We start from the raw sequence: 26,125 nt of genomic DNA, 5'->3' as shown, positions 1-26,125 counted from the left end.
CATGCCTGCCGCACCCTCCTCTGCCATCCGCCACGAGGCGGATCATCATGCCGTGCTCATCGTCGGCGCCGGCGCCGCCGGGATCGCGGTCGCTTCCAGCCTGCTGGCACGCGACCGCTCCCTGGACATCGCCCTGCTCGATCCCGCCGATGTTCACTACTACCAACCCGGCTGGACCATGGTCGGCGGCGGTATCTTCAAGGCTGCCAGTACGGCTCGCACCATGGCTTCGACCATTCCCGCCGGGGTGCGCTGGATCAAGGCGGCGGTGAGCCGTTTCGAACCCGAGGATCATCGGGTGATTCTTGGCGATGGCCGCGCGCTGAGTTATCGGCAACTGATCGTCTGCCCCGGCCTCACGCTCGACTGGAAGGCGATCGAAGGTCTGGAAGAGACCCTTGGCCGCAACGGCGTGACCTCCAACTATCGCTACGATCTGGCGCCTTATACCTGGGAGCTGGTGCAGAACCTGCGCGAGGGCCGCGCCCTGTTCACCCAGCCGCCGATGCCGATCAAGTGCGCCGGCGCGCCGCAGAAGGCGATGTACCTGTCCTGCGACCACTGGCTGCGCAATGACCGTATCGGTCCGGTTCGCGCGCAGTTCTTCAATGCCGGTGCCGTGCTGTTCGGGGTCGCTGACTACGTGCCGGCACTGATGGAGTACGTCGACCGCTACGCCATCGAGCTCAACTACGCCCACCGCCTGGTCGCTGTCGATGGTCCGAACCAGCGCGCCACCTTTGTCCGCACCCTGGCCGATGGTACGACGCAAAGCATGGTGCAACCGTTCGACATGCTGCATGTGGTGCCACCGCAGATTGCCCCCGAGGTGATTCGCAACAGCCCGCTGGCCGACTCCGCGGGCTGGCTGGATGTCGATCCGGTGACCCTGCAGCACCGCGTCTTCGCCGATATCCACGGCCTGGGCGACGTGATCAACACCGGCAACGCCAAGACCGCCGCTGCCGCGCGCAAGCAGGCACCCGTGGTGGCGAACAACGTGCTCGCGGCCCTTGGCCTGCAGTCGGCGGTGATGGCCTATGACGGCTACGGCTCCTGCCCGTTGACGGTGGCCCGCGGCAAGATCGTCCTCGCCGAGTTCACCTATGGGGGCAAGCTGGCGCCAAGCTTCCCCCGCTGGCTGCTGGATGGCCGCAAGGCCACACGCCTGGCCTGGTGGTTGAAGGCGCGGGTGCTGCCGCCGCTGTACTGGCGCGGCATGCTCAAGGGCCGCGAGTGGATGGCCAAGCCGACCCGCACGGTGCAAGAGGCGCGCTCGTGATGGAACACGATCTGTTGGGTGGCGGACTGGGTGCCATCGTGGGTCTGATCCTCGCCCTGACCGGTGCTGGCGGCGGAATTCTCGCGGTACCGCTGCTGGTGTTCGGCCTCGGGCTGAGCATGGTCGAGGCGGCGCCGATCGGTTTGCTCGCGGTCGGGCTGGCCGCCGCCGTCGGGGCGATTCTGGGCTGGCGCCAGGGGCTGGTGCGCTACCGCGCTGCCTTCTTCATCGCCGCGCTTGGCATCGCCACGGCGCCTGTGGGCCTGTGGTTGGCCCACCGATTGCCCAATGCACCGCTGGCCCTGGGCTTCTGCCTGGTGCTGGTGTATGCCTGCTCGCGGATGTTCCTCAAGGCGCGCCGCGAACTCAACGGCGCAGCACCCTGCGCCAACCGCCAGATGCAACCCTGCGTGCTGAATCCGTTGCAGGGGCGTCTGCGCTGGACCCTGCCCTGCGCCCGCGCCCTGGCCATCACCGGCATGCTCAGCGGGCTGCTGTCCGGATTGCTGGGGGTGGGCGGTGGCTTCGTCATCATTCCCGCGCTGGGGCGCTACACCAACCTCGACATGAAGAGCATGGTGGCGACGTCGCTGGCGGTGATCGCCCTGGTCGCGACCGGCAGCGTGCTCACCGCCAGCCTCAGTGGCGTGATGCACTGGGCGGTCGGCGCGCCTTTCGCCGTGGGCGCGCTGGTCGGTCTGCTGGGCGGGCGTCAGGTCGCCCGGCGTCTGGCCGGACCACGCCTGCAGCAGGCCTTTGCCGTGGTCGGGATCGGCGCGGCGCTGCTGCTGGCGGGCAACACCCTACTCGGCCAGTAGCTCGGACTGTTCTTCCGCGCACAGCGCCAGCAGGTAGTCCCAGACCACCCGCAGGCGCACCGATTTGTGCAGCTCGCGGCGGGTGCTGATCCAGTAGCTGCGCTGGATGGTTTCGCTGGGCAGGATGCGCACCAGTTGCGGATCGTGGCGGGCCATGTAGTTGGGCAGCACGGCGATGCCCAGGCCGGCGCGCGCGGCATGCTGCTGGGCGATCACGCTGGTGCTGCGAAACACCACGTTGGGCGCCCGGCAGAAGCTGTGCAGGAACAGCAGTTCCTGGCTGAACAGCAGGTCGTCGACATAGCCGATCCAGCTGTGCCGGGCGAGGTCTTCGCGGCTGTTCAGGGCGGGAGCGCGGGCCAGGTAATCGCGGCTGGCGTAGAGCGCCAGGCGGTAGTCGGTGAGCTTGCGGGTGATCAGCAGGTCGGCGTGGGGCCGTTCCAGGTGAATGCTGATTTCCGCCTCGCGGTTGATGATGCTGACGAAGCGCGGCACCGCCACCAGCTCCACCTCCAGCCCCGGATAGCGCTCGAACAACCCGCTCATGCGCGGGGTGAAGAAGACGATGCCAATGCCTTCGGTAACCCCCAGGCGGATCTTGCCCAGTGGCGTGATGGCCTGGGTGATTTCTTCCTGCGCCAGCAACGCGACGTTTTCCATCGCTTCCGCATGCTTGAGCAAGGCCTGTCCGGATGGCGTCAGTTCATAGCCCTGGGCGTGCTGGACGAACAGCGCGGTACCCAGGCTTTGCTCGATATTCTCGATGTGCCGGGCCACGGTGCTGTGGGTGGTATTGAGGCGCTTGGCGGCGGTGAGCAGGCGCCCGCTGCGCTGGAGTTCGAGAAAAAACCGCAGATCATTCCAGTCGAACATGGCTGTTCCCGTTAATCACTGAGTGTGCCGGCGTTGTGTTAAAACGCACAGCGGTTGAGTGAAATCTCTCGTTTTCATCTCGAAAGTAATCAACAACACTGAAGGAAGACAAGAATAAAAATCAGGCGCGAGGTGTGAAATGCCATCAGCCGATCTGTCCTACGACTACGTCATCGTCGGTGCCGGGCCCGCCGGTTGCCTGCTGGCCAACCGCCTGTCCGCCGATCCGTCCTGCCGCGTCGCCCTGCTCGAAGCCGGTGGCCGCGACAACTACCCCTGGATTCACATTCCGGTGGGCTACCTCTACTGCATTGGCAACCCGCGCACCGACTGGTGCTTCAAGACCGAGAACCAGCCTGGCCTGAACGGCCGCAGCCTGGGTTATCCACGGGGCAAGGTGCTTGGCGGCTGCTCGTCGATCAACGGCATGATCTACATGCGTGGCCAGTCCGGCGACTACGACCGCTGGGCCGACGAGGGCAACCCGGGCTGGGCGTGGAAGGATGTGCTGCCGTTGTTCAAGGCCAGTGAGCGGCATTTCGCCGGCAACGCGGAATTCCATGGTGGCGAGGGCGAGTGGCGGGTCGAGCAGCAACGCTACTCCTGGGCGATCCTCGATGCCTTCCGCGAGGCGGCGGCGCAGCAGGGCATCGCCAGCGTCGACGACTTCAACGGTGGCGACAACCAGGGCTGTGGCTACTTCCAGGTCAACCAGAAGGCCGGGGTGCGCTGGAACGCGTCCAAGGCCTTCCTGCGGCCGATCGCCAACCGCCCCAACCTCGATGTGCTGACCGGTGTCGACGTCGATCGTGTGGTGCTGGAGAACGGCCGCGCGGTGGCGGTGCGAGGACGCTGGCAAGATCAGTGGCAGGCGTTCACGGCCCGTCGGGAGATTCTCCTGTGTGCCGGCTCCATCGGTTCGCCGGGTATCCTCCAGCGTTCCGGTATCGGCCCGCGGCCATTGCTGGAACGCCTGGGCATCGGCGTGCAGCACGAACTGCCCGGGGTCGGTGGCAACCTCCAGGACCACCTGCAATTGCGCCTGATCTACCAGGTGGACAACGTGCGTACCCTCAACCAGGTCGCCAACAGCCTGCTCGGCAAGATGGGCATGGGCCTGCGTTATCTCTACGACCGCAGCGGGCCGCTGGCCATGGCGCCGAGCCAGTTGGGCGCCTTCGTTCGCTCCGGCCCGGAATACACCTCGCCGAACCTGCAATACCACGTGCAGCCGCTGTCCCTGGACCGCTTCGGCGAGCCATTGCACCGCTTCGCCGCGTTCACCGCGTCGGTGTGCAACCTGCGTCCGGCCAGTCGCGGGCGTGTGGATATCCGCTCGGCCGACCCGTCCGTGGCGCCGCTGATCGACCCCAACTACCTCAGCGAAGCAGAAGACCTCAAGGTTGCCGCCCAGGCCATCCGCATCACCCGCGGCATCGTCGGCGCCCCTGCCCTCGCGCCGTTCTCGCCACGGGAATACCTGCCAGGCGCGGCGCTGAACACGGAAGAAGAATTGCAGCAGGCGGCCGGCCAGATCGGCACCACCATCTTCCACCCGGCGGGTACCTGCCGCATGGGCAACGGTCCGCTGGATGTGGTGGATGCGCAGTTGCGCGTTCACGGCATTCCCGGCCTGCGGGTCGCGGACGCGTCGATCATGCCGAACATAGTGTCCGGCAATACCTGTTCCCCCACCTTGATGATCGCGGAAAAAGCCGCGCAGCTCATCCGCCAGGGCCATGAGGCCGCCGGCAATCGCAGTGACCGAGCAACGATAACGTCGTCCTGAATCCGGGGCGGCGCGCAGCAGTGACACCGGCAGCAGTCGACCGGTGTCGACAGTGGACAACAACAATAATCACTGTGCCCCCACAAGGGGCCGAGAGGACAGCACGATGTCGGACACCCTCCAGCAACAGGGCGCGACCGCGACGGCAGGCAGCCGCCGCGAAGAGCGCAAGATCATTTTCGCGTCATCCCTCGGGACGGTTTTCGAGTGGTATGACTTCTTTCTCTACGGGGCCCTGGCCGCGGTCATCAGCAAGCAGTTCTTCGCCGGGGTCAACGACACCACGGCGTTCATCTTCGCGCTGATGGCGTTCGCCGCCGGCTTCCTCGTCCGTCCCTTCGGCGCCCTGGTGTTCGGTCGCCTGGGCGACATGATCGGACGCAAGTACACCTTCCTGGTGACCATCATCCTCATGGGTCTGTCGACCTTCGCCGTCGGCCTGCTGCCTACCTATGCCAGCATCGGCATCGCCGCGCCGATCATCCTGGTGGTGTTGCGCATGCTCCAGGGCCTGGCCCTGGGGGGCGAGTACGGTGGCGCGGCGACCTACGTGGCGGAGCACGCGCCGCCCGGCAAACGTGGTTTCCACACCGGCTTCATCCAGTCCACCGCGACCCTCGGCCTGTTGCTGTCGCTGCTCGTGGTGCTGGGCAGTCGCTATATCAGTGGCGACCAGTTCGAGGTGTGGGGCTGGCGCCTGCCCTTCCTGCTGTCGATCGTGCTCCTGGGCATCTCCACCTGGATCCGCATGAGCATGCATGAGTCGCCGGCCTTCGTGAAAATGAAAGCCCAGGGCAAGATCAGCAAGTCGCCGATCCGTGAGTCCTTCACCTCCTGGCCGAACCTCAAGGTGGTGCTCACCGCGCTGTTCAGCATCAACGCCGGGCAGGCGGTGACCTTCTACACCGCACAGTTCTATGTGCTGTTCTTCATGACCCAGATGCTCAAGATGGACCCGGCCCAGGCCAACGCCCTGCTGATCATCAGCGTGGTGATCGGCGCACCGTTCTTCGTCTTCTTCGGCTGGCTGTCGGACCGGATCGGGCGCAAGCCGATCCTCATGCTCGGCCTGCTTCTGGCCACCGTGCTGTACTTCCCGCTGTTCAAGGCCCTGAGCCATTACGCCAACCCGCAGATCGACGCCGCCAGCCGCCAGTCGCCCATCGTGGTGATGGCCGACCCGGCCGGCTGTACCTTCCAGTTCGACCCTGTGGGTAAAGCCCGCTTCGACAGCCCGTGCGACAAGGTCAAGACCTTCCTGGTCAAGCAGGGCCTGCCGTACAGCTCGCAGTCGCTGGCGGCCGGCAGCGCGGTCAGTGTGACCATCGGCGAGCAGCGCATCGACGGGTTCGACGAAGCGGCCATGCGCGCAGCCATCGAGAAAGCCGGCTACCCGGCCAAGGCTGACGCCGCCAGCGTCAACCAGCCGATGGTGGTGCTGTTGATCGTGGTGATGATCCTGATCGCCACCATGACCTACGGTCCGCTGGCCGCGGTGATGGTCGAGCTGTTCCCGACCCGCATCCGCTACACCTCGATGTCGCTGCCCTATCACATCGGCAACGGCTGGTTCGGTGGCTTCCTGCCCACGGTGTCGTTCGCCCTGGTGGTGTATACCGGCGATATCTTCTACGGGCTCTGGTATCCGGTGCTGATCACCGGGGTCAGCCTGGTGGTCGGGCTGTTCTGCCTGAAGGAAACCCGTGATGTGGATATCGACAAGGTCTGAGGACATTTCGAGCACAAAAAAACCGGCGTAAAAGCCGGTTTTTTTATTCCGCGAAAAAACTTATGCACGATTTACATGAAGCGGTCATACACAGAAATATGTAGACAGATTAATGACTTAGCACATTTTTTCGAAAAGGATCCAAATATTGTCAACACGTTATCCACAGAACGCTCAGGCGACCGACGAGGTTTCGCTGGAGGCCGGTTGCGCCGGCAGCGAACCCATGTCGCGCTGGGTCTGTTCGTTCCACACCGCGGCACGGTCGTTGAGCTCGGCGATCGCCCGCGGGCCGTTGCCTTCGGCCCACATCGGCGCGCCAATCACCACCTCGATGGTGCCGGAGCGTTTGCCCCAGCCTTCCTTCGGCCAGTACTTGCCGGCGTTGTGGGCAATCGGCAGGACCGGCAGGTTGGCGTTCACCGCCAGGGCCGCGCCGCTGCGCGAGAACTTGCCGATCTGGCCGAAGGGGACGCGGGTGCCTTCCGGGAAGATCAGTACCCAGGTGTTTTCCTTGAGCAGCTTGTCGCCCTTGCTGGCGACCTGCTTGAGGGCGAGCTTGGGGTTGTCGCGGTCGATGGCGATGGGCCGCAGCATGGCCATAGCCCAGCCGAAGAACGGCACGTACAGCAGTTCGCGCTTGAGCACCTGGCTCAAGGGCTGGAAATAGGCGGAGAGGAAGAAGGTTTCCCAGGTGCTCTGGTGATTGGAGATGATCACGCAGGGGCGTTCGGGGATGTGCTCGGCGCCGGTCACCTTGACCTTGATGCCGAGGAACAGGCGTACCAGCACCAGTGCGAAACGGCACCAGTACACATTGATGAAGCGATAACGGATACGGAAAGGCAGGAAAGGCGCGACAAAGAAGCTCAGCGAGCACCAAAGCAGCGCACTGGTCCCCAGCAGCACATAGAAAAGCGCGATTCTGATCGCCTGCAGGATCGACATAGCGGCTTGTACCGTTGCGGGGAGCTCCCGCCTTAGCAAGAACGCGCCCGCGAGGGCAGGCGCGCTATTTGTGGATAAGTTCTCTGGCGATGGCGGCCAGGTCGTCGAAAATCAGTGTACCCGCCGGTACGCCTTTGGCGAGGGTCTTTTCACCCTTGCCGGTACGCACCAGGACCGGTTGTGCATCGACGGCCCGCGCGGCCTCCAGGTCACCCGAACTGTCGCCGACGAACCACACGCCGTGCAGTTGCGCACCGTAATGCGCGGCGATCTGCTGCAGCATTCCGGGCTTGGGCTTGCGGCAATCGCAGCCGTCGTCCGGTCCGTGCGGGCAATGGACGATCAGGCCGACCTCGCCGCCCAGCTCGCCCACCAGCTCGCGCAGACGGGCGTGCATGGCGTCGAGGGTCGCCAGCGGGTAATAGCCACGAGCGATGCCGGACTGGTTGGTGGCGACCGCCACCGTCCAGCCGGCCTGGCTCAACTGCGCGATGGCCTCGATCGAGCCGGGAATCGGAATCCACTCTTCCAGCGACTTGATGTAGGCGTCGGAGTCCTGGTTGATCACTCCGTCACGATCGAGAATCAGCAGTTTCAAGGCTTACCCCAGCAGCGAGATGTCGGCCACGCCCAGGAACAGACCGCGCAGGCGGTTGAGCAGGGCGTAACGGTTGGCGCGCACATTGGCGTCCTCGGCATTGACCATCACCGCTTCGAAGAACGCGTCCACCGGCTCGCGCAGGGCGGCCAGGCGGGCCAGCGACTCGGTGTACTGGCGCTGCGCGGCCATCGGCTGCACGGCCTGGTCGGCCTGCTGGATCGCCGAGTACAGGGAGAACTCGTTGGCGTTGTCGAAGTACTTCGGCTCGACGTGGTTGGCGATGGTGCCTTCGGCCTTGCTCAGCAGGTTCGACACACGCTTGTTCACCGCGGCCAGGGCAGCGGCTTCCGGCAGCTTGCGGAACGACTGGACCGCCTGCACGCGCTGGTCGAAGTCCAGGGCCGAGCCTGGCTTCAGGGCACGTACCGACAGGTAGGTGGCGACGTCGATGCCTTCGTCTTCGTAGCGCGCGCGCAGGCGGTCGAAGATGAACTCCAGGACCTGCTCGGACAGGCCGGCGGCCTTGACCTTGGCGCCGAACTGCTTGACGGCGAAGTCCACGGCTTCGGTCAGGTCGAGCTCCAGTTGCTTCTCGATCAGGATGCGCAGCACGCCCAGTGCCGCGCGACGCAGGGCATAGGGGTCCTTGCTGCCGGTCGGCAGCATGCCGATGCCGAAGATGCCGACCAGGGTGTCGAGCTTGTCGGCGATGGCCACGGCCGCGCCAGTCAGGGTCGACGGCAGTTCGGCGCCGGCACCGCGCGGCATGTACTGCTCGTTCAGGGCCAGGGCGACGTCTTCCGGCTCGCCGTCGTTGAGGGCGTAGTAGTAACCGGCGACACCCTGCATTTCAGGGAATTCGCCGACCATCTCGGTGGCCAGGTCGCACTTCGACAGCAGGCCGGCGCGGGCAGCGCGGTCAGCGTCGCCACCGATCTTGCCGGCGATGAACGCGGCCAGCTTGCTCACGCGCTCGGCTTTGTCGAAGACGCTGCCCAGCTGGGCCTGGAACACCACGTTCTGCAGGCGCTCGTTGAAGCTTTCCAGGGGTTGCTTCTTGTCCTGCTTGAAGAAGAACTCGGCGTCGGTCAGGCGTGGACGCACGACCTTCTCGTTGCCTTCGACGATCTGCTTCGGATCGCGGCTCTCGACGTTGGCCACGGTGATGAAGCGCGGCAGCAGCTTGCCGTCGACATCCAGCAGGCAGAAATACTTCTGGTTGTCCTGCATGGTGGTGATCAGGGCTTCCTGCGGCACTTCGAGGAAACGTTCCTCGAACGAGCAGACCAGCGGCACCGGCCACTCGACCAGCGCGGTCACTTCGTCGAGCAGCGCCGGCGGCACGATCGCGGTGCCTTCCTGCTGCATGGCCAGTTCGGCGGTGCGCTTGCTGATCAGCTCGCGACGCTCGGCGAAGTCGGCCAGGACGTAGGCCTTGCGCAGGTCTTCCTGGTAGTTGGCCGGGGCGCTGATACGCACGTTTTCCGGATGGTGGAAGCGGTGACCGCGGGACTCGCGACCGGCGGTCTGGGCGAGGATGGTGCAGTCGACGACCTGGTCACCGAGCAGCATCACCAGCCACTGGGTCGGCCGCACGAACTCTTCCTTGCGCGCGCCCCAGCGCATGCGCTTGGGAATCGGCAGGTCGTTCAGCGAATCCTCGACGATGGTCGGCAGCAGGCTGGCGGTGGCCTTGCCCGGGATGTGCTGGGAGAAGCGCAGCTTGGCACCGCTCTGGTCGATGTCCGACAGCTCCACGCCGCACTTCTTGGCGAAGCCCAGGGCCGCCTGGGTCGGGTTGCCGTCGGCGTCGAAGGCCGCCTGGCGGGGCGGGCCGTCGACATTGATGCTGCGGTCCGGCTGCTGGGTGTCCAGGTTGCGGATCAGCACGGCCAGGCGGCGCGGCGCGGCGAATACGCGCTTGTCGCTGTAGTTCAGGCCGGCGGCCTGCAGGCCTTTCTCGATGCCGGCAAGGAACGCGTCGCCGAGGCTGGCGAGGGCTTTCGGTGGCAGTTCTTCGGTGCCCAGCTCTACCAGGAAATCTTGAGCACTCATTCCGCTGCCTCCAGCTTGGCCAACACTTCGTCACGCAATTCGGGGGTCGCCATCGGGAAGCCGAGGCGGGCACGGGCTTGCAGGTAGCTCTGGGCAACGGCCCGGGCCAGGGTGCGCACGCGCAGGATGTAGCGCTGACGCTCGGTTACCGAGATGGCGCGGCGGGCGTCCAGCAGGTTGAAGGTGTGCGAGGCCTTGAGGACCATTTCGTAGGTCGGCAGCGGCAGTTCCAGCTCGATCAGGCGGTTCGCTTCGCTTTCATAGAAGTCGAACAGTTCGAACAGCTTCTCGACGTTGGCGTGTTCGAAGTTGTAGGTCGACTGCTCCACTTCGTTCTGGTGGAACACGTCGCCGTAGGTGACCTTGCCGAACGGACCGTCGGTCCAGATCAGGTCATACACCGAGTCGACGCCCTGCAGGTACATGGCCAGGCGCTCGAGACCGTAGGTGATCTCGCCGGTGACCGGCAGGCACTCGATGCCGCCGACCTGCTGGAAGTAGGTGAACTGGGTGACTTCCATGCCGTTGAGCCAGATTTCCCAACCCAGACCCCAGGCGCCGAGGGTCGGCGATTCCCAGTTGTCTTCGACGAAACGGATGTCGTGTACCAGCGGATCCAGGCCGATCGCCTTCAGCGAGCCCAGGTACAGCTCCTGGAAGTTCGCCGGGTTCGGCTTCAGGACCACCTGGAACTGGTAGTAGTGCTGCAGGCGGTTGGGGTTTTCGCCGTAGCGGCCATCGCCCGGACGGCGGCTTGGCTGGACATAGGCGGCGTTCCAGGTTTCAGGGCCTACGGCGCGCAGAAACGTGGCGGTATGAAAAGTGCCGGCGCCCACTTCCATATCGTAGGGCTGAAGCACCACACAACCTTGCTCGGCCCAGTACTGCTGGAGCGCGAGGATCAAGTCTTGGAAGGTACGCACGGCTGGCGTAGGCTGGCTCACGAAATTCACCTGTTTCTAGGGCTGCGAATATAAAGAGCGGGAGTATAACCCGATTCGCCCCGGCCTCTACCCATGGTGCTTTATGCCACGCTGCTTTTGGTGTACCGACGATCCGCTGTACCAGGCTTATCACGACGAGGAGTGGGGAACGCCGCAACGCGACCCGGGGCAGCTCTTTGAGATGCTGCTTCTGGAAGGGTTCCAGGCCGGCCTGTCGTGGATCACCGTTTTGAAGAAACGCGCGCGTTATCGCGAGGTCATGTTCGGCTTCGATCCCCACCGGCTGGCGCAGATGAGCGATGAGGAAATCGAGGAACGCATGCTCGATCCAGGCATCATCCGCAACCGTCTCAAACTCAATGCCGCGCGGCGCAACGCGCGGGCCTGGCTGGCGCTGGAAGACCCGGCGACGTTGCTTTGGTCCTTCGTCGGCGGGCAGCCGAAGATCAATCACTTCACCGTGCGCGGCGATGTACCCGCGGTCACCGACGAGGCCAAGGCCATGAGCAAGGCCCTGCAGAAAGCCGGCTTCACCTTCGTCGGTCCGACCATCTGCTACGCCTTCATGCAGGCCACCGGCATGGTCATGGACCACACCACCGATTGCGATCGATACGCCGCCCTGCTGCGCTGACGGTTACAATGCCCGGCTTGTGTATGGAGGAACCTGCCTGTGGATAAATTCAAGGGCGCCTTGATGGTCGGGGCGTTGCGGTTGTTTGCCAAGCTGCCCTGGGGGGCGGTGCAGCGGGTCGGCGCGGCGATCGGCTGGATCATGTGGAAGATTCCCAACAGCTCGCGCGAAGTGGTGCGCATCAACCTGGCCAAGTGCTTCCCGGAGATGGACCCGGTCGAACGCGAGAAGCTGGTGGGCCGCACCCTGATGGATATCGGCAAGTCCTTCACCGAAAGCGCCTGCGCCTGGATCTGGCCGGCGCAGCGTTCCATCGACCTGGTGCGCGAGGTCGAAGGTCTCGATGTACTGAAGGACGCGCTGGCCTCGGGCAAGGGTGTGGTCGGCATCACCAGCCACTTGGGCAACTGGGAAGTGCTCAACCACTTCTATTGCAGCCAGTGCAAACCGATCATCTTCTACCGCCCGCCGAAGCTGAAGGCGGTGGACGACCTGCTGCGCGAACAGCGCGTGCAACTGGGCAACCGCGTGGCGCCTTCGACCAAGGAAGGCATCCTCAGCATCATCAAGGAAGTGCGCAAGGGTGGCCAGGTGGGTATCCCGGCGGACCCGGAGCCGGCGGAATCGGCGGGGATCTTCGTGCCGTTCCTCGGGACGAAGGCGCTGACCAGCAAGTTCGTGCCGAACATGCTGGCGGGTGGCAAGGCGGTGGGGGTGTTCCTGCATGCGCTGCGGTTGCCGGATGGCAGTGGCTTCAAGGTGATCCTCGAAGCGGCGCCGGAGGCGATGTACAGCACCGATACCGAGACCTCGGCGGCGGCCATGAGCCAGGTGGTGGAGAAGTATGTGCGGGCGTATCCGAGCCAGTACATGTGGAGCATGAAGCGCTTCAAGAAGCGGCCGGCTGGAGAGGCTCGCTGGTACTGAGCATGGTTTGCCCGGCGCCTGTAGGAGCTGGCTTGTCGTGTGACGAACCACTGCGAAGGACCGCGCAGCGGTCCCAGACCTCACTGCTATCGGGGACCGCATTGCGGTCCTTCGCGGGCAAGCCACGCTCCTACGGGGGTAACGCGGCAGATCAGTTTCCGGCCTTGTCCAGCTTCTTGAGGAACACCGCCATCTCCTTCTCGGCCTGCTTGTCGCCATGGGCCTGAGCCGCCGCGATCCCCCGCTCCCAGGCATCCCGCGCGTTCACCAGGTCACCCTGCTGCTGCCAGGCCTTGCCCAATAATTTCCACGCCGCCGAATATTTCGGATCCTGCTCCACACACCGCGCCAGATGCACCGCCGCCTCCGCGCCGTTGCCCTCATCCAGCCACGCCTTGCCCAGGCCAAAGCGCAACAGCGGGTTATCCACACCCTTGGCCAGCATCTTTTCCAGTGATTCGCGCATTCGTCTTCTCCTGTCAGAAGAACGTCAGGCCGACATGGAACAGCTTCTCCACATCGCGGATGTACTTTTTATCCACAACGAAGAGGATCACGTGGTCACCGCTCTTGATCACCGTGTCGTCGTGGGCGATCAGCACTTCCTCGTCGCGGATGATGGCGCCGATGGTGGTGCCCGGCGGCAGGTTGATCTCCTCGATGGCCTTGCCGACCACCTTGCTTGACTTCGAATCGCCGTGGGCGATGGCTTCGATGGCCTCCGCCGCACCGCGGCGCAGCGAGTGCACGCTGACGATATCGCCACGGCGCACGTGGGCCAGCAAGGTACCGATGGTGGCCAGCTGCGGGCTGATGGCGATGTCGATCTCGCCGCCCTGGACCAGGTCGACGTAGGCCGGGTTGTTGATGATGGTCATCACCTTGCGCGCGCCGAGGCGCTTGGCCAGCAGCGAGGACATGATGTTGGCCTCGTCGTCGTTGGTCAGGGCGAGGAAGATGTCGGCGTCGGCGATGTTCTCTTCCAGCAGCAGGTCGCGGTCCGAGGCACTGCCCTGGAGGACCACGGTGCTGTCGAGGTTGTCCGACAGATAGCGGCAGCGCGCCGGACTCATCTCGATGATCTTCACTTGGTAGCGGCTCTCGATGGCTTCGGCCAGGCGTTCGCCGATCTGCCCGCCACCGGCGATGACCACGCGCTTGTTGGTTTCGTCGAGGCGGCGCAGCTCGCCCATCACCGCGCGGATATCGGCCTTGGCGGCGATGAAGAACACTTCGTCGTCGGCCTCGATCACCGTGTCGCCCTGCGGCAGGATCGGCCGGTCGCGGCGGAAGATCGCCGCCACGCGGGTATCGACATTGGGCATGTGCGCGCGGATCTGCCGCAGTTGCTGGCCCACCAGCGGCCCGCCGTAGTAGGCCTTGACCGCCACCAGCTGGGCCTTGCCCTCGGCGAAGTCGATCACCTGCAGGGCGCCAGGCTGTTCGATCAGGCGCTTGATGTAGTGGGTCACCACCTGTTCCGGACTGATCAGCACGTCCACCGGGATGGCATCGTTGTCGAACAGGCCGGCACGGGTCAGGTAGGCCGACTCGCGCACCCGGGCGATCTTGGTCGGGGTGTGGAACAGGGTGTGGGCGACCTGGCAGGCGACCATGTTGGTCTCGTCGCTGTTGGTCACCGCCACCAGCATGTCGGCGTCGTCGGCACCGGCCTGGCGCAGGATGGTCGGGAACGAGCCACGCCCCTGGACGGTGCGGATGTCGAGGCGATCGCCGAGATCGCGCAGCCGGTCGCCATCGGTGTCCACCACGGTGATGTCGTTGGCTTCGCTGGCCAGGTGTTCGGCCAGCGTGCCGCCGACCTGCCCCGCGCCAAGGATGATGATCTTCATCCGCTGTCCCCTTCCCTTTTCTTATTGGCCGCGTGTGGCGGCGATCTTGATCAGCTTGGCGTAGTAGAAGCCATCGTGCCCGCCCTCCTGGGCGAGCAACTGGCGACCGTGCGGCTGGCGGATGCCGGCGTCGGTCGCCAGGTCCAGCTCGCGGGCACCGGGGGTGCGGGCGAGGAAGGCCGCGATCACCTCGGTGTTTTCCGTGGGCAGGGTCGAGCAAGTGGCGTAGAGCAGCATGCCGCCCACTTCCAGGGTCGGCCACAGGGCGTCGAGCAGTTCGCCCTGGAGGCTGGCGAGGGCGGCGATATCGTCGGCCTGGCGGGTCAGCTTGATGTCCGGGTGACGACGGATCACGCCGGTGGCGGAGCACGGCGCATCCAGCAGGATGCGCTGGAAGGTCTTGCCGTCCCACCAGCTGGCGGTGTCGCGGGCGTCGCAGGCGATCAGCTGGGCATCCAGGCCGAGGCGGTCGAGGTTCTCGCGGACCCGGGTCAGGCGCTTGGCTTCCAGATCGATGGCGACCACACCGGCCAGCTTCGCCTCGGCTTCGAGCAGGTGGCAGGTCTTGCCGCCGGGGGCGCAGCAGGCGTCCAGCACCCGTTGCCCCGGCGCCAGTTCCAGCAGGTCGGCGGCCAGTTGCGCGGCTTCGTCCTGCACGCTGATCCAGCCCTGCTCGAAGCCCGGCAGGTTGCGCACGTCGCAGGCTTCGGCGAGGAGGATGCCGTCGCGGCTGTACTGGCACGGCGCGGCTTCGATGCCGGCCTCAGACAGCAGGCCGAGGTAGGCGTCGCGGCTGTGATGGCGGCGGTTGACCCGCAGGATCATCGGCGGGTGGGCGTTGTTGGCGGCGCAGATAGCCTCCCACTGCTCCGGCCAGAAGGCCTTCAGCGACTTTTGCAGCCAACGCGGATGGGCGGTGCGCACCACCGGGTCGCGTTCCATCTCGGCGAGCAGATCGTTGCCCTCACGCTGGGCGCGGCGCAGCACTGCGTTGAGCAGGCCCTTGGCCCACGGTTTCTTCAGCTTGTCGGCGCAGCCCACGGTCTCGCCGATGGCGGCGTGTTCCGGGACGCGGGTGTAGAACAGCTGGTACAGACCCACCAGCAGCAGCGCCTGGACATCGGCATCGGCGCTCTTGAACGGCTTCTGCAACAGGCGCTCGGCCAGCGCCGACAGGCGGGGCTGCCAGCGCGCGGTGCCGAAGGCGAGGTCCTGGGTCAGGCCGCGATCACGGGCCTCGACCTTGTCCAGTTGCGTCGGCAGCGAGCTGTTCAGCGAGGCCTTGCCGCTGAGCACGGCAGCCAGGGCGCGGGCGGCGGCCAGACGTGGGTTCATTGGCCGAGCACCGTGCCGGGGGTGAATTTCTCGCGGCGGCTGTTGAACAGGTCGCTGAAGTTCAGCGCCTTGCCACCGGGCAGTTGCAGACGGGTCAGGCACAGCGCGCCTTCGCCGCAGGCGACCACCAGGCCGTCCTTGCTCGCGGAGATGATTTCACCGGCAGCGCCCTTGCCGTCGGCGAGGGTCGCGGCCAGCACTTTCAGGGCTTCGCCGCCGAGGGTGCTGTGGCAGATCGGCCACGGGTTGAAGGCACGGACCAGGCGCTCCAGCTCGACGGCCGGGCGGCTCCAGTCGATGCGCGCTTCGTCCTTGTTCAGCTTGTGTGCATAAGTCGCCAGGGCATCGTCCTGCACTTCACCGGGCAGGGTTCCGGCGTCGAGGCCGGCGATGGCCTCCAGCACGGCAGGCGGGCCCAGTTCGGCGAGACGGTCATGCAGGCTGCCGCCGGTGTCTTCGGCGCTGATCGGTGTGCTCACCTTGAGCAGCATCGGACCGGTGTCCAGGCCGGCTTCCATGCGCATCACGGTCACGCCACTCTCGGCATCACCCGCCTGCACCGCGCGCTGGATCGGCGCGGCGCCGCGCCAGCGCGGCAGTAGCGAGGCGTGACTGTTGATGCAGCCGTGCTTCGGAATATCCAGCACCACCTGCGGCAGGATCAGGCCGTAGGCCACCACCACCATCAGGTCCGGCTGCAGCGCGGCCAGTTCGGCCTGTGCCTCGGGATTGCGCAGGGTCGGCGGTTGCAGCACCGGGATGCCGTTATCCACAGCCAGTTGCTTGACCGGGCTCGGCATCAGCTTCTGCCCGCGCCCGGCCGGACGGTCCGGCTGGGTGTAGACGGCGATGATTTCGTGCTGGCTGGCCAGCAGGGTCTTGAGGTGTTCGGCGGCGAACTCGGGGGTGCCCGCGAAGACGATGCGCATGCAGTTCTCGCTTAAAAGAAAAAGGCTTGCCGGAGCAAGCCTTCAGGAGTGAGGAGGATCAAGCTTGCTGGCGGTGCTGCTTTTCCAGCTTCTTCTTGATGCGGTCGCGTTTGAGCGTCGACAGGTAATCGACGAACAGCTTGCCGTTGAGGTGGTCGCATTCGTGCTGGATGCACACGGCGAGCAGGCCTTCGGCGATCAGCTCGAACGGCTTGCCGTCGCGGTCCAGGGCCTTGACCCGGACTTGCAGCGGACGGTCGACGTTCTCGTAGAAGCCCGGTACCGACAGGCAGCCTTCCTGGTACTGGCCCATGTCGTGGGTCAGCTCTTCCAGCTCGGGGTTGATGAACACCCGTGGCTCGCTGCGGTCTTCGCTGAGGTCCATGACCACCACGCGCTTGTGCACGTTGACCTGGGTCGCGGCGAGGCCGATGCCGGGGGCTTCGTACATGGTTTCGAACATGTCATCCACCAACTGGCGGATGGCGTCGTCGACTTCCGTCACCGGTTTGGCGAGGGTGCGAAGGCGCGAGTCCGGGAATTCGAGGATGTTCAGAATGGCCATAGGCGTATGAGCTGCACTGTGCGGTGTGTGACAAACATGAACGCACATAATAAAGGGATTCGCTGCGTTCGGCACCTGTGAAAAGGTCGGCTAGGGTTGAAAAACCGGCTGTCGGCGGCATTGCGCTGGACAGTTGTCAAAGCATTATCAACAGAGTTATCCACAGGTTTTGAAATGTGGATGCCCGCCGAAAGATCAAGGATGGTCTTATGTCTTGCCCTGAATTTCCCACCTGCCCGCCCGCCGAGCTGGAGGCGCGTCTGCGTCTGCAGCGCTTGCCCGAGGTCGGGCCGCGACGGTTTCTGAAACTGATCCAGGCCTTCGGCGGTGCCTCGGCGGCACTCAGCGCGCCGGCCTCCGCGTGGCTGGCGCTGGGCATCCCGCAGGTTGCCTGCGAGGCCCGGCGCAGCGCCGCGGTACGTGATGGGGCCGCCGCCGCAATGCGCTGGCTAGAGCGTCCCGGCCAGCATTTGCTGATGTGGGACGATGCCGCCTACCCCGCCCTGCTCGCGGAAATTTCCGATCCGCCACCGCTGCTGTTCGTCGCCGGAGATGCCGCACTTGTGGATAAACCGCAACTGGCGATCGTCGGCAGCCGACGTGCCACACCCCCCGCCCTGGGGACTGCCGCGGCCTTTTCGCGGAGTCTCGCGCGGGCCGGTTTCGTCATTACCAGCGGCCTGGCGCTGGGCATCGACGGTGCCGCGCACCAGGCTGCCATCGACGCTGGCGGAGCGACCATCGGCGTGCTCGGCACCGGGCTGGAAAAACTTTATCCACAGCGCCACCTCGGCCTGGCACGACGCATGCTGGAGAACGGCAGCGCGCTGCTTTCGGAATTTCCCCTGGATGCGAGTCCCCTGCCGGGCAACTTTCCGCGCCGCAACCGGATCATCAGCGGTTTGTCGCTGGGCGTGCTGGTAGTGGAGGCCAGCCTGGCCAGCGGTTCACTGATCACCGCCAAGCTGGCGGCGGAACAGGGTCGCGAGGTGTTCGCCATTCCCGGCTCGATCCATCATCCCGGGGCCAAGGGCTGCCACCAGCTGATCCGCGATGGCGCGCTGCTGGTGGAAAGCATCGAGCAGATCCTTGAAAGCCTGCGCGGCTGGCAGAACCTGGCGCCAGCACCTGTGGATAAGCCTGAGCATCCCCTGGTCGCGCTGTTGCTCGCCGCACCGCACACCAGCGAAGGCCTGGCCCTGGCCAGCGGCCAGCCACTGGCCAAAGTGCTGGCGGCATTGACCGAACTGGAGCTGGACGGGCGTATCTGCAATGAAGCCGGGCGTTGGTTTGCCCGTTCCGGCTAAGTACACTGCGCAGCAGCCCACAAGCGGAGTGAAACAAATGGTCAACAGTTGGCGTGCGCAACAAGCCGCGCGGGAAATCCGGGCCGGAGCGGTCATCGCCTATCCGACCGAAGCGGTCTGGGGCCTGGGCTGTGACCCATGGAACGAAGAAGCGGTGGATCGCCTGCTGGCGCTCAAGTCGCGTTCGGTGAACAAGGGCCTGATCCTGATCGCCGACAACATTCGTCAGTTCGACTTCCTGTTCGAAGACTTCCCGGACGTCTGGCTCGATCGCATGAGCAGTACCTGGCCCGGGCCGAACACCTGGCTGGTACCGCATCAGGGGCTGCTGCCGGAGTGGATCACCGGCGTGCACGACACCGTGGCGCTGCGGGTCAGTGATCATCCGCTGGTGCGCGACCTGTGTTCGCTGGTGGGACCGCTGGTGTCCACCTCAGCCAACCCGGCCGGGCGGCCGGCGGCGAAGAGCCGGTTGCGGGTGGAACAGTATTTCCACGGGCAGCTGGATCTGGTGCTGGGCGGGGCCTTGGGTGGGCGGAAGCATCCGAGTGTGATTCGCGATCTGGCCACTGGAGAGGTGGTTCGGGCGGGCTGACTCGGAGTGCGGTGCCCTCGTAGGAGCGTGGCTTGTCGTGTGACGAACCACCGCGAAGGACCGCATAGCGGTCCCTGGTGCTGCCAAGGCAATTCTGGGACCGCTTTGCGCTCCTTCGCGGTGGTTCGTCACACGACAAGCCACGCTCCTACGTGGGGCTGGCTCTCGATCAGCAATCAGGGAATCAGAACCGTCGACCCCACCGTCCGCCGCGCCGACAATTCCTCCTGTGCCCGCGCCGCCTCCGCCAGCGGATAACGCTGCTGGATATCCACCTTCACTTTCCCGCTGGCAATCATCGCGAACAGCTCATCGGCCATGGCCTGGGTGTTTTCCGCATTGTTCGCGTAACTGGCCAGCGTCGGCCGCGTCACATACAGCGAGCCCTTCTGCGCCAGGATCCCCAGGTTCACCCCGCTCACCGCACCCGAGGCATTGCCGAAGCTGACCATCAGCCCGCGTGGCGCCAGGCAGTCCAGCGAGGTCAGCCAGGTGTCCTGGCCCACGCCGTCGTACACCACCGGGCATTTCTTGCCATCGGTCAGTTCCAGCACCCGCTGCGCCACGTCTTCGCGGCTGTAGTCGATGGTCGCCCAGGCGCCGAGGGCCTTGGCGCGCTCGGCCTTTTCCGGCGAACTCACGGTACCGATCAGCTTCGCGCCCAAGGCCCTGGCCCACTGGCAGGCCAGCGAGCCGACGCCGCCAGCGGCGGCATGGAACAGGATGATCTCGCCCGGCTGCACGTCGTGGGTCTGGCGCAGCAGGTACTGCACGGTCAGGCCCTTGAGCATCACCGCCGCGGCGTCCTCGAAGCTGACGCTCTGCGGCAGCGATACCAGGTTGGCCGCCGGCAGTTCGTGGACTTCGCTGTAGGCGCCAAGCGGGCCACCGGCGTAGGCCACGCGGTCGCCGGCCTTGAAACGGCTCACACCCTCGCCCACCGCCTCGACCACTCCCGCGCCCTCGGTGCCCAGGCCCGAAGGCAGCGCGGGCGGCGCATACAGGCCACTGCGGAAATAGGTGTCGATGAAGTTCAGGCCGATGGCATGGTTGCGCACGCGCACATTGCCCGCCGCCGGTGGCTTGGGATCGAACTCGACCAGGGTCAGGACCTCGGGGCCGCCATGCTGGCTGAACTGGATACGCTTGGCCATCTGCACTCTCCTGAGACATCGGGGAAAGGGGCTATCGGACGCTTTTGCTTGATCGCCGTCAACACCGAGTGGCACATGCACGGTGGTATGCTGTGCGCCGAATTTTCCGCCAAGCCCGCTTCAAGGTGACCTGATGACTAGCCGCACCGAGGCCGTGAAAGCCTACCTGCTCGACCTGCAAGACCGGATTTGCGCCGCCCTGGAGAACGAAGACGGCGGTGCGCGTTTCGTCGAGGACGCCTGGACCCGCGAGGCTGGCGGCGGCGGACGGACCCGGGTGATCGGCGACGGCAAGGTTATCGAGAAAGGCGGCGTCAACTTCTCCCACGTCTTCGGCAGCGGCCTGCCGCCCTCGGCCAGTGCCCACCGTCCGGAGCTGGCTGGTCGTGGCTTCGAAGCCCTCGGCGTGTCGCTGGTGATCCACCCGCACAACCCGCATGTGCCGACCTCCCACGCCAATGTGCGCTTCTTCATCGCCGAGAAGGAAGGCGAGGAAGCGGTCTGGTGGTTCGGCGGTGGCTTCGACCTGACCCCGTACTACGGCAACGAAGAAGACTGCATCCACTGGCACCGCGTCGCCGAGCAGGCCTGCGCGCCGTTCGGTGCCGACGTCTATCCGCGCTACAAGGCCTGGTGCGACCGCTACTTCCACCTCAAGCACCGTGGCGAGCCGCGCGGCATCGGCGGCCTGTTCTTCGACGACCTCAACGAATGGGACTTCGACACCTGCTTCGCCTTCATCCGTGCCATCGGCGATGCCTACATCGAGGCCTACCTGCCGATCGTCCAGCGTCGCAAGGCCGAGGCCTACACGGCCGAGCAGCGCGAATTCCAGGAATTCCGTCGTGGCCGCTATGTCGAGTTCAACCTGGTCTACGACCGCGGCACCCTGTTCGGCCTGCAGTCCGGCGGGCGTACCGAGTCCATCCTCATGTCGCTGCCGCCGCAGGTGCGCTGGGGTTACGACTGGAAGCCGCAACCGGGCAGCGCCGAGGCGCGCCTGACCGAGTATTTCCTGACCGATCGCGACTGGCTGAGTCTGGACAAGGCTGCGCACTGAGCCCATTGTGCTCACCTCGTTTGCCCGGTCGCCGGGCCTGACCCAGGAAGCGCGTGTATGGACCAGTACGTTGTATTCGGCAACCCGATCGGCCACAGCAAGTCGCCGTTGATCCACCGGCTGTTCGCCGCCCAGACCGGCGAAGAGCTGGAATACGACACCCTGCTGGCCCCGCTGGACGACTTCACCGCCTGTGCCCAGGGCTTCTTCAAGCAGGGCCTGGGCGCCAACGTCACCGTACCGTTCAAGGAAGAAGCCTTCCGCCTGGTCGACAGCCTCACCCCTCGCGCCCAGCGGGCCGGGGCGGTGAACACCCTGAGCCGTCTGGCCGACGGCCGCCTGCAGGGCGACAACACCGATGGCGCTGGCCTTGTCCGTGACCTCACCGTGAATGCGGGCGTGGAACTGGCCGGCAAGCGCATTCTCCTGCTCGGTGCCGGTGGTGCCGTGCGTGGTGTGCTGGAGCCGTTGCTGGCGCACAATCCGGCGTCGCTGGTGATCGCCAACCGCACCGTGGAAAAGGCCGAGCAACTGGCCCGCGAGTTCGCCGACCTCGGCCCGGTGGCCGCCAGTGGCTTCAGTTGGCTGAAGGAGCCGGTCGACCTCATCATCAACGCCACGTCAGCGAGCCTGGCCGGTGAGCTGCCGCCCATCGACCCGAGCCTGATCATTCCGGGCCAGACCGTGTGCTACGACATGATGTATGGCAAGGAGCCGACGCCATTCTGTGTCTGGGCCAAAGCGCATGGCGCGGGCCAGGTGCTGGACGGGCTGGGGATGCTCGCGGAGCAGGCGGCGGAAGCCTTCTTCATCTGGCGCGGGGTGCGGCCGGATACTTCCTCTGTATTGGCGGAGTTGCGCAGGCAACTGGCGCGTGCTTGACCCTTCCCCGATCCTGAGAACGATGGAGAACCCTGTGGGAGCTGGCTTGCCAGCGATGAGGACGGCACAGACAACAGTGTTGTCAGATCTCGAATGCAACCGGTTTTCGATGGCGGTTCGCGTTATTGACTGTAAATCCTCACCTGCGTCGACGCCTCGAGTTCGCAGACTGGGTCTTTGACCGTCAGCGGGACATTGCGATAAGTGCCGGGAGCGCCAGCATTGCTGGTGTATTCGGCAGAGGTGGAGGTCGTATTGCCTGGTGAGCCCCAGGCGAATTGCTTCTCGCCGCTGGGTGTCGATGAGCGGCTGGCGTTGGAGATGATCTTTCCCGCGGACGTGGTGTGATCGACATGGATGGTGATGCCTTTTTTCTGCACCGAGCCTTGTTCATAGGCATTTAAATGGATGTCGTATTCTTCCGGGTTGTCGTCGTGGATCGCGGAATCCGGGGGAGGTGGGGGACTATCGCCGTGTTTCAAATACAACTCGTAGTCGTACTTTGACGCGAAGCATATTTCGGCAAGCGCTGCATGGGCGTTGGCACTGAATTGGGTGATTGCCAGTAGGCCGGCCAGCAATGCTGGAATTGTGCGGGAGTTCATAGTAGGTGTCCTCTTGATGACGCAGGAGAAGGGCGAACGACAACGGACTGTCCGTAAGAATCACGCTGGTTTTAGAGGCGTCATGCGCCATTGAATGAGCAAGGATCGCCACCTGCAGTGGTTATTCACGCTCTTCAGTCTCTATAGATCGTCAATTTCTTCGATTGGCTGATGCCGCAAACCGGATCGGTCACATTCAATACGACATTGCTATAGCTGCCCGATGCACCGCCCGGGAGTGAATATTCCGCGCCCGTGCCATAGTCCGCCCAACGATAGGTGGCCTTGCCGCTTGGGGTTTTCGAGCTGCTGGCGTCGAGCAGGACCTTTTCACCGGAGGCAGCCTGGGTTTGTTTGAAATCGATGCTGATCGCTGCTTTTTGAGCGGGGCCATGCATGAAGTCTGCGCGCAGTTGCCTATAGGCCCGGTCATTCATCTGTTGCGTATCCACGGTGTTTGGGTCTGGTGGTGCGGAGTCCCCGTACTTCAAGTAGAGGGTGTAATCGTACTGGGATTGAAAGCAGGACTCTGGCAATCCGGCATCAGCAGCGACGCTCAATTGCGCCAGGGCGATGAAGCAAACCGCTGAACATGTAACAGCCTTGATGTCCATGTACGTACTCCATGATGGGTGAGCGGTGAACGACAACGGACTTCCGTGGCAATCACGCTAAAGCCAGGCATGGCCTGGCACAACTGACAGAACTATCAGTTGTGCGGAAGTTGAAATTGAACTACCCGCGAAGAGCCCTGCTGCGGCCCTTCGCGGGCAAGCCACGCTCCTACGGGGAGGATCGCGATCAGGTCAGATCGGTACGGTCACCGTCGATCGGGCCAATGCCACCGTCAGCAACGCCTTGCTGATCCGCATCTCCAGCAATGCGGTGTCGAGCATGTTCCGGTGACGTTCGCTGGGCGGGTCGGGCACGCAGGAGGCGGCGGCGATCGCCTTGTTCAGATGGTCTGCAGCCTTGGTGATGGCGTCCTCATGGGACAGGCCGGGGATGATGCACATCGCGGGTGGATCGGGGACGCATTTCTTCATGACAAGCTCCAGGGGTGTGAACAGGAACTGCCATCGCCGCTGTCAAACGGGAGGGTGGCAGCTGTGCATGGGTTGACAGACCAAGGACCCCTGGAGCCCCGGCGCACCCGAAGGTGCCCACACGCACAGCTGCCATAGCAACTGCGGCACAGGGGGATTCAGGGCGGTCTGTCAAAACCGGTCGTTGATTTGGCAACGACCGGCGAAGACTAGGCAGCGATTTCCCGATGCGCAACAGCTGATAAGGCGGCGAAGTATGCTTGGGAAATTACCTACAAGAAAGTCGGAAATTCGTAAGTTTTCATAAGCCTGCTGCACCGGTTTCACCAGCCAGGCACTCATGTTTCCGAATGCTCCGCTACTTGCTGGTTATAGTAATCTGCGTGGATTCCTCGATTTTGCACACTTGATCGAGGACACGCAGGCCAACCTTGAAGTAAGTGTCCGAAGTGCGGCCTGGATAGGTCTTGATGGCGGAGCCGGCGGTCGCATCGGCGCTGCTGCCCCAGACAAAGGTGGGCTTGCCACTGGGCACTGTCGTTCCGCTGGCGTCGAGGGTGATGGTCGCGCCGGATGAAGGTTGGCTCTGGTGTACTTCAAGTTTGATCTTTTTCTGGTTTCTCAATTGAATCTTTAGCGCTACGTAGTTCTGGGAGCTTCGTTCTTTCTGGTATTGATCGAACGTACCCAGATAATTCGGGTAGTCCTCTTCATTGAAGCAACTGGCGGGTAATGGTGCCTCGTCGGCGTAAGCGGATGCGCTGATATACAACAGTATTGCCAGGCCGACTGTTTTGCATGAAGTCAACGTGATGTCCATGTTGATTGCCTCTTGAGTTCGCGTTGTCAAACCGAACGATAACCGACTGTCCGTGAGAATCACGCTAAAGCCAGGCATGGCCTGGCACAACTGACAGAACTGTCAGTTGTGCGGAAGTTGAAATTGAACTACCCGCGAAGAGCCCTGTTGCGGCCCTTCGCGGGCAAGCCACGCTCCTACGGGGAGGATCGCGATCAGATCAGATCGGCACGGTCACCGTCGATCGGGCCAATGCCACCGTCAGCAGCGCCTTGCTGATCCGCATCTCCAGCAATGCAGTGTCGAGCATGTTCCGGTGACGTTCGCTGGGCGGGTCGGGCACGCAGGAGGCGGCGGCGATCGCCTTGTTCAGATGGTCTGCAGCCTTGGTGATGGCGTCTTCATGGGACAGGCCGGGGATGATGCACATCGTGGGTGGGTCGGGGACATGTTTCTTCATGACTGAATTTCCTAGTTCGGAGTGGAGCCGCCATGAACTGCTGTCAAACAGTGGAGGCAGCTGTGCGCGGGTTGACAGACCGGAGAACTAGGAAAACCGGCGCACCCGAAGGTGCCCACACGCACAGCCGCCATAGCAGCTGCAGCGTCTAGTTACCCACGGTCTGTCAAAACCGGTCGTTGATTTGGCAACGACCGGCGAAGACTAGGCAGCGATTCCCCACTACGCAACAGCTGATAAGCCGGCGAAGTATGCTTGGGAAATTACCTACAAGAAAGTCGGAGATCGGTGAATTTCCGTAGCCGAATGCAACCGGTTTTTCGATGGCGGTTCGCGTTATTGACTGTAAATCCTCACCTGCGTTGACGCCTTCACATCGCAAACCGGGTCTTGGACCGTCAGCTCGATATTGCGATGAGTGCCGGGAGTGCCAGCATTGCTGGTGTATTCGGCGGAGCGGGATGACGGGGCGCTTAGCGTGCCCCAGAAGAATCTCTTCTCGCCGCTGGGTGTCGATGAGCGGCTGGCGTTGGAGATGATCTTTCCAGCGGACGTGGTGTGGTCGACATTGATGGTGATGGTTTTTTTCTGCGGTACTTCATCCTCTTCGGGGGCTCCACCAGCGTAGAACTCCCCATCGCTGTGGGAGACAGACTGGGTGTTATTGCTGTGTTTCAAATACAGCTCGTAATCGTGTTTCGACTTGAAACAGGCTTCGGGCAGTGCCGCATGGGCGCTGGTACTGAATTGCGCGATTGCCAGCAGGCCGGTCAGCAATGATGAAATCGTGCGAAAGTTCATCGTGGTTGTCCTTTTGATGATGTCCAAGAAAGGCGAACGACAACCGACTGTCCGTGAACTTCACGCTAAAGCCAGACATGGCCTGGCACAACTGACAGAACTATCAGTTGTGCGGAAGTTGAAATTGAACTACC

Annotated in this window: 27 protein-coding genes; 10 read left to right on the top strand and 17 right to left on the bottom strand. The window is 64.0% G+C overall.

Annotated features, from left to right (window positions below; translation table 11 throughout):
• Position 1 precedes the first annotated feature (1 nt).
• Both CHB99_RS22685 and CHB99_RS22680 read left to right on the top strand, forming a co-directional pair.
• The gene (locus CHB99_RS22685; protein WP_042121667.1) at positions 2 to 1,282 is read left to right on the top strand and encodes an NAD(P)/FAD-dependent oxidoreductase; all 1,281 of its coding nucleotides are present in this window, start codon (positions 2 to 4) and stop codon (positions 1,280 to 1,282) included.
• A complete protein-coding gene (locus tag CHB99_RS22680) occupies positions 1,279 to 2,100 on the top strand; it encodes a sulfite exporter TauE/SafE family protein (RefSeq protein ID WP_042121668.1) in 822 nt (273 codons plus the stop codon). The genes CHB99_RS22685 and CHB99_RS22680 overlap by 4 nt, the downstream gene beginning before the upstream one ends.
• Here the strand turns inward: CHB99_RS22680 and CHB99_RS22675 are convergent.
• On the bottom strand, positions 2,086 to 2,973 hold the full coding sequence (locus tag CHB99_RS22675) for a LysR family transcriptional regulator (protein ID WP_042121669.1): 888 nt from the start codon (positions 2,971 to 2,973) through the stop codon (positions 2,086 to 2,088). The two genes, CHB99_RS22680 and CHB99_RS22675, sit on opposite strands and share 15 nt — an antisense overlap.
• A gap of 139 nt (positions 2,974 to 3,112) precedes the next feature.
• Here CHB99_RS22675 and CHB99_RS22670 point away from each other — a divergent pair, with 139 nt between their 5' ends.
• Positions 3,113 to 4,762, top strand: coding sequence for a GMC family oxidoreductase (locus CHB99_RS22670; protein WP_042121671.1), 1,650 nt, complete (start codon positions 3,113 to 3,115; stop codon positions 4,760 to 4,762).
• Between the two features lie 106 nt (positions 4,763 to 4,868).
• Entirely contained in the window at positions 4,869 to 6,491 is a 1,623-nt protein-coding gene (locus CHB99_RS22665; protein WP_042121672.1) for an MFS transporter, read from the top strand.
• Positions 6,492 to 6,665: 174 nt separating this feature from the next.
• Here CHB99_RS22665 and CHB99_RS22660 read toward each other — a convergent pair whose 3' ends face one another.
• From CHB99_RS22660 to glyQ, 4 genes are all read right to left on the bottom strand, one after another.
• Positions 6,666 to 7,439 carry a lysophospholipid acyltransferase family protein gene (locus CHB99_RS22660; protein ID WP_042121673.1) on the bottom strand — a complete coding sequence of 258 codons (774 nt, stop codon included), beginning with the start codon at positions 7,437 to 7,439 and terminating at the stop codon, positions 6,666 to 6,668.
• 64 nt (positions 7,440 to 7,503) lie between these two features.
• Entirely contained in the window at positions 7,504 to 8,037 is a 534-nt protein-coding gene (gene gmhB, locus CHB99_RS22655) for a D-glycero-beta-D-manno-heptose 1,7-bisphosphate 7-phosphatase (RefSeq protein WP_042121675.1), read from the bottom strand.
• Between the two features lie 3 nt (positions 8,038 to 8,040).
• The gene (glyS, locus tag CHB99_RS22650; protein WP_042121677.1) at positions 8,041 to 10,095 is read right to left on the bottom strand and encodes a glycine--tRNA ligase subunit beta; all 2,055 of its coding nucleotides are present in this window, start codon (positions 10,093 to 10,095) and stop codon (positions 8,041 to 8,043) included.
• The gene (gene glyQ, locus CHB99_RS22645) at positions 10,092 to 11,039 is read right to left on the bottom strand and encodes a glycine--tRNA ligase subunit alpha (protein WP_042121700.1); all 948 of its coding nucleotides are present in this window, start codon (positions 11,037 to 11,039) and stop codon (positions 10,092 to 10,094) included. The genes glyS and glyQ overlap by 4 nt, the downstream gene beginning before the upstream one ends.
• An 82-nt stretch (positions 11,040 to 11,121) precedes the next feature.
• Between glyQ and CHB99_RS22640 the strand changes: the two genes are divergently transcribed.
• Together CHB99_RS22640 and CHB99_RS22635 are read left to right on the top strand one after the other, a co-directional pair.
• A complete protein-coding gene (locus CHB99_RS22640; protein ID WP_042121678.1) occupies positions 11,122 to 11,673 on the top strand; it encodes a DNA-3-methyladenine glycosylase I in 552 nt (183 codons plus the stop codon).
• Positions 11,674 to 11,712: 39 nt separating this feature from the next.
• On the top strand, positions 11,713 to 12,600 hold the full coding sequence (locus CHB99_RS22635) for a lysophospholipid acyltransferase (protein ID WP_042121679.1): 888 nt from the start codon (positions 11,713 to 11,715) through the stop codon (positions 12,598 to 12,600).
• A 151-nt stretch (positions 12,601 to 12,751) separates the two neighbouring features.
• Here CHB99_RS22635 and CHB99_RS22630 read toward each other — a convergent pair whose 3' ends face one another.
• The 5 genes from CHB99_RS22630 to def are packed head-to-tail and all read right to left on the bottom strand — an operon-like array spanning position 12,752 to position 17,282.
• Positions 12,752 to 13,066, bottom strand: coding sequence for a tetratricopeptide repeat protein (locus CHB99_RS22630; RefSeq protein ID WP_042121681.1), 315 nt, complete (start codon positions 13,064 to 13,066; stop codon positions 12,752 to 12,754).
• A gap of 13 nt (positions 13,067 to 13,079) precedes the next feature.
• Positions 13,080 to 14,453, bottom strand: a complete 1,374-nt coding sequence (gene trkA, locus CHB99_RS22625; protein WP_042121682.1) for a Trk system potassium transporter TrkA — start codon at positions 14,451 to 14,453, stop codon at positions 13,080 to 13,082.
• Between the two features lie 21 nt (positions 14,454 to 14,474).
• A complete protein-coding gene (gene rsmB / locus CHB99_RS22620) occupies positions 14,475 to 15,788 on the bottom strand; it encodes a 16S rRNA (cytosine(967)-C(5))-methyltransferase RsmB (protein ID WP_042121684.1) in 1,314 nt (437 codons plus the stop codon).
• Entirely contained in the window at positions 15,785 to 16,717 is a 933-nt protein-coding gene (fmt, locus tag CHB99_RS22615; RefSeq protein ID WP_042121685.1) for a methionyl-tRNA formyltransferase, read from the bottom strand. The genes rsmB and fmt overlap by 4 nt, the downstream gene beginning before the upstream one ends.
• A gap of 58 nt (positions 16,718 to 16,775) precedes the next feature.
• The gene (gene def, locus CHB99_RS22610) at positions 16,776 to 17,282 is read right to left on the bottom strand and encodes a peptide deformylase (protein WP_042121686.1); all 507 of its coding nucleotides are present in this window, start codon (positions 17,280 to 17,282) and stop codon (positions 16,776 to 16,778) included.
• A gap of 209 nt (positions 17,283 to 17,491) precedes the next feature.
• On the opposite strand from def, the gene dprA reads away from it, so the two are divergent.
• Together dprA and tsaC are read left to right on the top strand one after the other, a co-directional pair.
• Positions 17,492 to 18,589 carry a DNA-processing protein DprA gene (dprA, locus tag CHB99_RS22605; protein ID WP_042121687.1) on the top strand — a complete coding sequence of 366 codons (1,098 nt, stop codon included), beginning with the start codon at positions 17,492 to 17,494 and terminating at the stop codon, positions 18,587 to 18,589.
• Between the two features lie 37 nt (positions 18,590 to 18,626).
• The gene (gene tsaC / locus CHB99_RS22600) at positions 18,627 to 19,184 is read left to right on the top strand and encodes an L-threonylcarbamoyladenylate synthase type 1 TsaC (RefSeq protein WP_089266641.1); all 558 of its coding nucleotides are present in this window, start codon (positions 18,627 to 18,629) and stop codon (positions 19,182 to 19,184) included.
• A gap of 176 nt (positions 19,185 to 19,360) precedes the next feature.
• Here tsaC and CHB99_RS22595 read toward each other — a convergent pair whose 3' ends face one another.
• A complete protein-coding gene (locus CHB99_RS22595) occupies positions 19,361 to 20,338 on the bottom strand; it encodes an NADPH:quinone reductase (protein WP_042121704.1) in 978 nt (325 codons plus the stop codon).
• 133 nt (positions 20,339 to 20,471) lie between these two features.
• Between CHB99_RS22595 and hemF the strand changes: the two genes are divergently transcribed.
• The gene (gene hemF / locus CHB99_RS22590) at positions 20,472 to 21,398 is read left to right on the top strand and encodes an oxygen-dependent coproporphyrinogen oxidase (protein ID WP_042121705.1); all 927 of its coding nucleotides are present in this window, start codon (positions 20,472 to 20,474) and stop codon (positions 21,396 to 21,398) included.
• A 57-nt stretch (positions 21,399 to 21,455) separates the two neighbouring features.
• Entirely contained in the window at positions 21,456 to 22,280 is an 825-nt protein-coding gene (gene aroE, locus CHB99_RS22585; RefSeq protein WP_042121706.1) for a shikimate dehydrogenase, read from the top strand.
• Between the two features lie 122 nt (positions 22,281 to 22,402).
• On the opposite strand, the gene CHB99_RS22580 is transcribed toward aroE, so the two are convergent.
• The 6 genes from CHB99_RS22580 to CHB99_RS22555 all read right to left on the bottom strand — a co-directional run bounded on the left by CHB99_RS22580 (position 22,403) and on the right by CHB99_RS22555 (position 25,991).
• A complete protein-coding gene (locus CHB99_RS22580) occupies positions 22,403 to 22,885 on the bottom strand; it encodes a hypothetical protein (protein ID WP_042121708.1) in 483 nt (160 codons plus the stop codon).
• Positions 22,886 to 23,019: 134 nt separating this feature from the next.
• Entirely contained in the window at positions 23,020 to 23,499 is a 480-nt protein-coding gene (locus tag CHB99_RS22575) for a hypothetical protein (protein ID WP_042121710.1), read from the bottom strand.
• 192 nt (positions 23,500 to 23,691) lie between these two features.
• Positions 23,692 to 23,931 (bottom strand): hypothetical protein, encoded by a 240-nt coding sequence (locus CHB99_RS22570; RefSeq protein ID WP_084702530.1) that lies wholly within the window; start codon positions 23,929 to 23,931, stop codon positions 23,692 to 23,694.
• Between the two features lie 358 nt (positions 23,932 to 24,289).
• The gene (locus tag CHB99_RS22565; protein WP_042121713.1) at positions 24,290 to 24,751 is read right to left on the bottom strand and encodes a hypothetical protein; all 462 of its coding nucleotides are present in this window, start codon (positions 24,749 to 24,751) and stop codon (positions 24,290 to 24,292) included.
• A 199-nt stretch (positions 24,752 to 24,950) separates the two neighbouring features.
• Positions 24,951 to 25,190: a hypothetical protein gene (locus CHB99_RS22560; RefSeq protein ID WP_084702533.1), complete on the bottom strand. Its 240-nt coding sequence runs from the start codon at positions 25,188 to 25,190 to the stop codon at positions 24,951 to 24,953.
• 336 nt (positions 25,191 to 25,526) lie between these two features.
• Positions 25,527 to 25,991, bottom strand: coding sequence for a hypothetical protein (locus CHB99_RS22555; RefSeq protein ID WP_042121715.1), 465 nt, complete (start codon positions 25,989 to 25,991; stop codon positions 25,527 to 25,529).
• Between the last annotated feature and the right edge of the window lie 134 nt (positions 25,992 to 26,125).

Source organism: Pseudomonas japonica, assembly GCF_900188455.1.
Classification (GTDB): domain Bacteria; phylum Pseudomonadota; class Gammaproteobacteria; order Pseudomonadales; family Pseudomonadaceae; genus Aquipseudomonas; species Aquipseudomonas japonica.
This window is presented reverse-complemented; position numbering and strand designations above follow the sequence as displayed.

What these genes read in the sequence shown, in the direction of transcription:
- CHB99_RS22670 (WP_042121671.1), top strand. Translation starts at nt 3,113, where the DNA reads ATGCCATCAGCCGATCTGTCCTACGACTACGTCATCGTCGGTGCCGGG.
- CHB99_RS22595 (WP_042121704.1), bottom strand. Translation starts at nt 20,338, where the DNA reads ATGGCCAAGCGTATCCAGTTCAGCCAGCATGGCGGCCCCGAGGTCCTG.
- glyS (WP_042121677.1), bottom strand. Translation starts at nt 10,095, where the DNA reads ATGAGTGCTCAAGATTTCCTGGTAGAGCTGGGCACCGAAGAACTGCCA.
- CHB99_RS22630 (WP_042121681.1), bottom strand. Translation starts at nt 13,066, where the DNA reads ATGCGCGAATCACTGGAAAAGATGCTGGCCAAGGGTGTGGATAACCCG.
- CHB99_RS22560 (WP_084702533.1), bottom strand. Translation starts at nt 25,190, where the DNA reads ATGAAGAAACATGTCCCCGACCCACCCACGATGTGCATCATCCCCGGC.
- trkA (WP_042121682.1), bottom strand. Translation starts at nt 14,453, where the DNA reads ATGAAGATCATCATCCTTGGCGCGGGGCAGGTCGGCGGCACGCTGGCC.
- def (WP_042121686.1), bottom strand. Translation starts at nt 17,282, where the DNA reads ATGGCCATTCTGAACATCCTCGAATTCCCGGACTCGCGCCTTCGCACC.
- CHB99_RS22675 (WP_042121669.1), bottom strand. Translation starts at nt 2,973, where the DNA reads ATGTTCGACTGGAATGATCTGCGGTTTTTTCTCGAACTCCAGCGCAGC.
- CHB99_RS22665 (WP_042121672.1), top strand. Translation starts at nt 4,869, where the DNA reads ATGTCGGACACCCTCCAGCAACAGGGCGCGACCGCGACGGCAGGCAGC.
- CHB99_RS22570 (WP_084702530.1), bottom strand. Translation starts at nt 23,931, where the DNA reads ATGAAGAAATGCGTCCCCGATCCACCCGCGATGTGCATCATCCCCGGC.
- aroE (WP_042121706.1), top strand. Translation starts at nt 21,456, where the DNA reads ATGGACCAGTACGTTGTATTCGGCAACCCGATCGGCCACAGCAAGTCG.
- CHB99_RS22575 (WP_042121710.1), bottom strand. Translation starts at nt 23,499, where the DNA reads ATGGACATCAAGGCTGTTACATGTTCAGCGGTTTGCTTCATCGCCCTG.
- CHB99_RS22565 (WP_042121713.1), bottom strand. Translation starts at nt 24,751, where the DNA reads ATGGACATCACGTTGACTTCATGCAAAACAGTCGGCCTGGCAATACTG.
- CHB99_RS22640 (WP_042121678.1), top strand. Translation starts at nt 11,122, where the DNA reads ATGCCACGCTGCTTTTGGTGTACCGACGATCCGCTGTACCAGGCTTAT.
- dprA (WP_042121687.1), top strand. Translation starts at nt 17,492, where the DNA reads ATGTCTTGCCCTGAATTTCCCACCTGCCCGCCCGCCGAGCTGGAGGCG.
- hemF (WP_042121705.1), top strand. Translation starts at nt 20,472, where the DNA reads ATGACTAGCCGCACCGAGGCCGTGAAAGCCTACCTGCTCGACCTGCAA.
- CHB99_RS22580 (WP_042121708.1), bottom strand. Translation starts at nt 22,885, where the DNA reads ATGAACTCCCGCACAATTCCAGCATTGCTGGCCGGCCTACTGGCAATC.
- CHB99_RS22685 (WP_042121667.1), top strand. Translation starts at nt 2, where the DNA reads ATGCCTGCCGCACCCTCCTCTGCCATCCGCCACGAGGCGGATCATCAT.
- CHB99_RS22660 (WP_042121673.1), bottom strand. Translation starts at nt 7,439, where the DNA reads ATGTCGATCCTGCAGGCGATCAGAATCGCGCTTTTCTATGTGCTGCTG.
- CHB99_RS22555 (WP_042121715.1), bottom strand. Translation starts at nt 25,991, where the DNA reads ATGAACTTTCGCACGATTTCATCATTGCTGACCGGCCTGCTGGCAATC.
- tsaC (WP_089266641.1), top strand. Translation starts at nt 18,627, where the DNA reads ATGGTCAACAGTTGGCGTGCGCAACAAGCCGCGCGGGAAATCCGGGCC.
- rsmB (WP_042121684.1), bottom strand. Translation starts at nt 15,788, where the DNA reads ATGAACCCACGTCTGGCCGCCGCCCGCGCCCTGGCTGCCGTGCTCAGC.
- fmt (WP_042121685.1), bottom strand. Translation starts at nt 16,717, where the DNA reads ATGCGCATCGTCTTCGCGGGCACCCCCGAGTTCGCCGCCGAACACCTC.